The following is a 4016-nucleotide window of genomic DNA, read 5'->3' as shown; positions in this document are numbered from 1 at the left end:
CATACTTACATACATGACCAACTCACCAGGCAATGCTGACCAAGGCTTTATCAGGTACTTACCCGACTCAGTGCCGGGAGGAGGTGCCCCAGCAGGAGCATTGGTTATCGTCTGAAAACCAAGGACCTTGATACATTTGATTTTACGGGCTGGGATATGGCCCTGTTCGCTGTCGGCTCGGACGCGACCAAGATTTATGCGCCCAAGGCTGCCAAGGCCGGTTGCGTGGTGATCGATAACTCTTCGCTTTATCGCTATGATGCAGATGTTCCGCTGATCGTGCCAGAAGTGAATGCCAGCGCGATTCACGGCTATTCAAAGAAGAACATCATCGCGAACCCCAATTGTTCGACCGCGCAAATGGTTGTCGCTCTCAAGCCGCTGCATGACCGTGCGCGCATCAAGCGCGTCGTTGTCAGCACCTATCAATCCGTGTCCGGTGCGGGCAAAGGCGGCATTGACGAGTTGTGGGACCAGACAAAGTCGATCTACAACCCCACCGACGACAAACCCGCCAAGCAGTTCACCAAGCAGATCGCCTTCAACGTGATCCCGCATATCGATGTGTTCATGGACAGCGGTGATACCAAAGAAGAATGGAAGATGGTCGCAGAGACGAAGAAGATCATCGATCCGGCGATCAAGGTCACGGCTACCTGTGTGCGCGTGCCTGTGTTCGTCGGCCACTCAGAGGCGATCAACATCGAGTTCGAGGACCATCTTGATGAAGATGAGGCGCGCGACATCCTTCGCGAGTCCCCCGGCATCATGGTGATCGACAAGCGCGAAGACGGCGGTTACGTCACGCCGGTGGAATGTGTGGGTGATTTCGCGACCTTCATCAGCCGCATCCGTCAGGACAGCACGATCGACAACGGCTTGAACTTGTGGTGCGTGTCCGACAACCTGCGCAAGGGTGCTGCGTTGAACGCGGTGCAGATAGCAGAGCTGTTGGGGCGCGAGTGCCTGAAAAAAGGCTAAGGTTGGCGATGTGATTTGAATGGGCGTCCTGCGGGGCGCCCTTTTTTGTTTGTCCGGACGGGTGGCATTGGCAAGTGTTAGCTCACCTTCACGTCACAGCACATGAAAGATGTCGGGCTTTGTGGTATGATCTATATATTTGATAATTCACCAAAAGGAGCGCGGCAATGCCACTTGTTTTGACCAGTCCGGCCTTCGCCGATGGCGAAAAGCTTTCAGACAAATATGCTCGGATGACCAGAAATATCTCCCCGCCTTTGCGATGGGGTGGTGTTCCGGAAGGAACCCGAAGCTTCGCGCTTATGCTTGAAGACCCCGATGCGCCCCAAGGCACCTTTCATCACTGGTGCTTGTTTAATCTTCCTGCGGACTGGGAAGAACTGCCCGAAAACGCCGAGCAAGGGTCAGATCGGGATCAACTGCGCGTCGCGAAGAACGACTTCGGAAATACGCATTACGATGGGCCTCAGCCGCCCGAAGGCGACCCGCCGCACAGATACCGTTTTCGCCTTGTCGCGCTTGATGTGCCAAGTTTGTCCGTCCCTGCTGCGGCGGGTGCGCAAGACGTTTGGGCAGAAGTCGAAAAGCACGCCATCGAGGAAGCCCGGATCGAGGGTACCTTTGCGCTGTAATACGGCTACTTGCACGAATTTCGGGAATTAACATGTGTGATCAATGCCCTGAATTTTTTTCGGGATGTGCCAAGGAATGCCCTCTATCATCCGTTAAACCCTGTATACTGAGCCAAGATATATGCAGGAGTTCGTTCATGTTCCGCTTTTTTCTAACGACCAGTCTTATCGTGCTGGCTGCGCCATCCTTTGCCGCAACATTCACCGCAGAGGCGCGTGTGGATACTGTCACGATCTATCCCGGCCTCGCGACAGTGACGCGACAGGTGACCCTTGATCTACCGGCGGGATCGCATGAAATTATCGTGCCGGGTTTGCCGGACGGGTTGGCCACTGAAGGGCTGCGTCTGGCGGCACCCGTTGCTGCGCAGGTGGGTGCTGTAAACCTTGCTTATGATCGCTTGCCGGTGACGCCGGACCAGGACACGCCCGAGATCATGGCCGCGCGGGCAGAGGTGGAGCGACTGGAGGCCGTGTTGCGCGATCGCGATGCACAGATCGCGCAGATCAGGTTGCGCGTGCAGGCCGCTGAAGAGCAGATTACGTTCCTGCAAAGCCTGTCACAGGCCAACGCGGGTGAGGCGCTGGGCACCGCATCTATCGCGGATCTTCAAGCGCTGGCGCAGATGGTCGGGACCGAGGCATTGACCCTGCGCGAGGCGGCCTTTGCCGCCGAACAAGAGGCGAAAGCGGCAGAGCGTGCACGCGAGGATGATGTCGAAGCGTTGGAGGATGCAAAGCAGGCATTGGCTGCTTTGCTGGCTCCTGAGCAGGCTGGATCGGTCCTGAGCTTTACGCTTATCACAGCAGAGGCGGGTGAGGTCACGGTTGATATCAGCTCGATAGAAGGGTTCTCCAACTGGTCACCTGTCTATGACATGCGCCTGACAACAGGGGATGACGCCGCCCTTAATATCGACCGTGCAGTCGTGATCAGCCAGCAAACCGGGCAGGACTGGAACGATGTGCAACTGATCCTATCGACCGCCCGCCCAGGTGAGCGGATTAATCCCGGCGAAGTCTGGCCGCCCCTTCGCCGGATCGTGCCCGAGGATGAACGCGAGCCGCGCGATTTCCCGATGATGTCCGACAACGCGCAGGCTTTGTCGCGGTCATCCGGTCCCGAGGCAGAGGCGGCCGCACCAATGGCTGTGACGGCGCAGGCGGATTTCAGCGGTGCGACCGTCAGCTATGTCTATCCGGGCCGCGTGGACATCCGAAACGGCGTCGAGGATTTACGTCTGCCGCTGGATACTTTGCGCTTTCAGGCCGATGTCTGGGCCGAGGCGGTGCCCAGCCGCGACAGCATCGCCTATCGCATGGCGGAATTCACCAATGATACGGGCGAGGTGCTGCTGCCAGGGCAGGCGATGATCTTTGCCGATGGTACGATGATCGGGTTCAGCCAACTGCCGCTCTTGGCGGCCGGGGCCGATACCGAAATGGGCTTTGGTCCGCTGGACGGGTTGCGCCTGACCCGCACCACACCAAACAAGACCGAAGGGGATCGCGGTGTATTCACAACAACGAATCAATTGACCGAACAGGCTGTCATGACGGTTGAAAACCTGACCGGGCAGGATTGGGACATTCTGCTGCGCGATGCCATCCCCTATTCCGAGCAGGAGGATCTGGACGTCGAATTCACCGCTAGCCCCTCTGTCGCAAGGCGTAATCCCGAAGACCGACGCGGTGTTCTGGAGTGGGATCTGGATGTGGCATCGGGTGAAAAAGCGACGGTCACGCTGGACTATACGCTGACATGGCCAGAAGGGTACGTGCTGCGTTAAGGTGCGGCGAATTTGTGGAAGGGGCTAACATGGTTCAGAACTGCGCATCGCGTCTTTTTGCCGGTATCACGGCAATGGCGGCTGCGGCCCTGTTTCCCTGCTTTGCGATGGCAACGCACGCATATGAAGGCCGCGATATTCAACGTGGTGAAGCATTGTATCAGGATAACTGCGCAAGCTGTCATGGTGCCAATCTGGAAGGTCAGCCCAACTGGCGGGTGCCGAAGGACGATGGCACCCTGCCGGCGCCGCCGCATGATGAAACAGGGCATACATGGCATCACGACAACCAGCTTTTGTTTGATTACACGGCATTAGGCGGGCAGGGGGCGCTGGCCTTGCGGGGAATTACCGATTTTCAAAGCGGGATGCCCGCCTTTGACGGTGTGATCACCGAGGACGAGATTTGGGATATCCTTGCCTTTATCCGCTCTCGCTGGCCCGAAGAGGCGCAGGCCGTTCAGGAAAGCCGCAATCCAATGCATTAAGGGGGTCCTGCAGTTGCTATAGGCTCAAAAGCCCCAGAGACGGGGGCCTTTTGTTTTACATATTCGGATAGTTCGGTCCGTCGCCGCCCTGTGGCACAACCCATGTGATGTTCTGGCTGGGGTCC

The 4016-nt window shown here is 57.5% G+C and carries 4 protein-coding genes and 1 pseudogene; 4 read left to right on the top strand and 1 reads right to left on the bottom strand.

Annotation, left to right across the window (positions count from 1 at the left end; all coding sequences use genetic code 11):
• Positions 1–60: 60 nt before the first annotated feature.
• The 4 genes and pseudogenes from R6T97_RS06110 to R6T97_RS06095 form a co-directional block, all read left to right on the top strand.
• Positions 61–981 (top strand): annotated as a pseudogene (locus R6T97_RS06110) (aspartate-semialdehyde dehydrogenase); the annotation flags it as partial.
• Between the two features lie 167 nt (positions 982–1148).
• Positions 1149–1613, top strand: coding sequence for a YbhB/YbcL family Raf kinase inhibitor-like protein (locus tag R6T97_RS06105; protein ID WP_410348406.1), 465 nt, complete (start codon positions 1149–1151; stop codon positions 1611–1613).
• A gap of 137 nt (positions 1614–1750) precedes the next feature.
• Positions 1751–3403: a DUF4139 domain-containing protein gene (locus R6T97_RS06100; RefSeq protein WP_410348405.1), complete on the top strand. Its 1653-nt coding sequence runs from the start codon at positions 1751–1753 to the stop codon at positions 3401–3403.
• A 29-nt stretch (positions 3404–3432) separates the two neighbouring features.
• Entirely contained in the window at positions 3433–3891 is a 459-nt protein-coding gene (locus tag R6T97_RS06095) for a c-type cytochrome (protein ID WP_410348404.1), read from the top strand.
• Positions 3892–3946: 55 nt separating this feature from the next.
• Here the strand turns inward: R6T97_RS06095 and R6T97_RS06090 are convergent.
• Positions 3947–4016 (bottom strand): 4Fe-4S dicluster domain-containing protein (locus tag R6T97_RS06090; RefSeq protein ID WP_410348407.1); only part of this gene is annotated, 70 nt, incomplete at its 5' end.

Origin of the sequence: Yoonia sp., from assembly GCF_046498525.1 — a bacterium.
Taxonomy (GTDB): Bacteria; Pseudomonadota; Alphaproteobacteria; order Rhodobacterales; family Rhodobacteraceae; genus Yoonia.
Note: the sequence above shows the minus strand (reverse complement) of the source record. Positions and strands in the feature narration are given on the sequence as shown.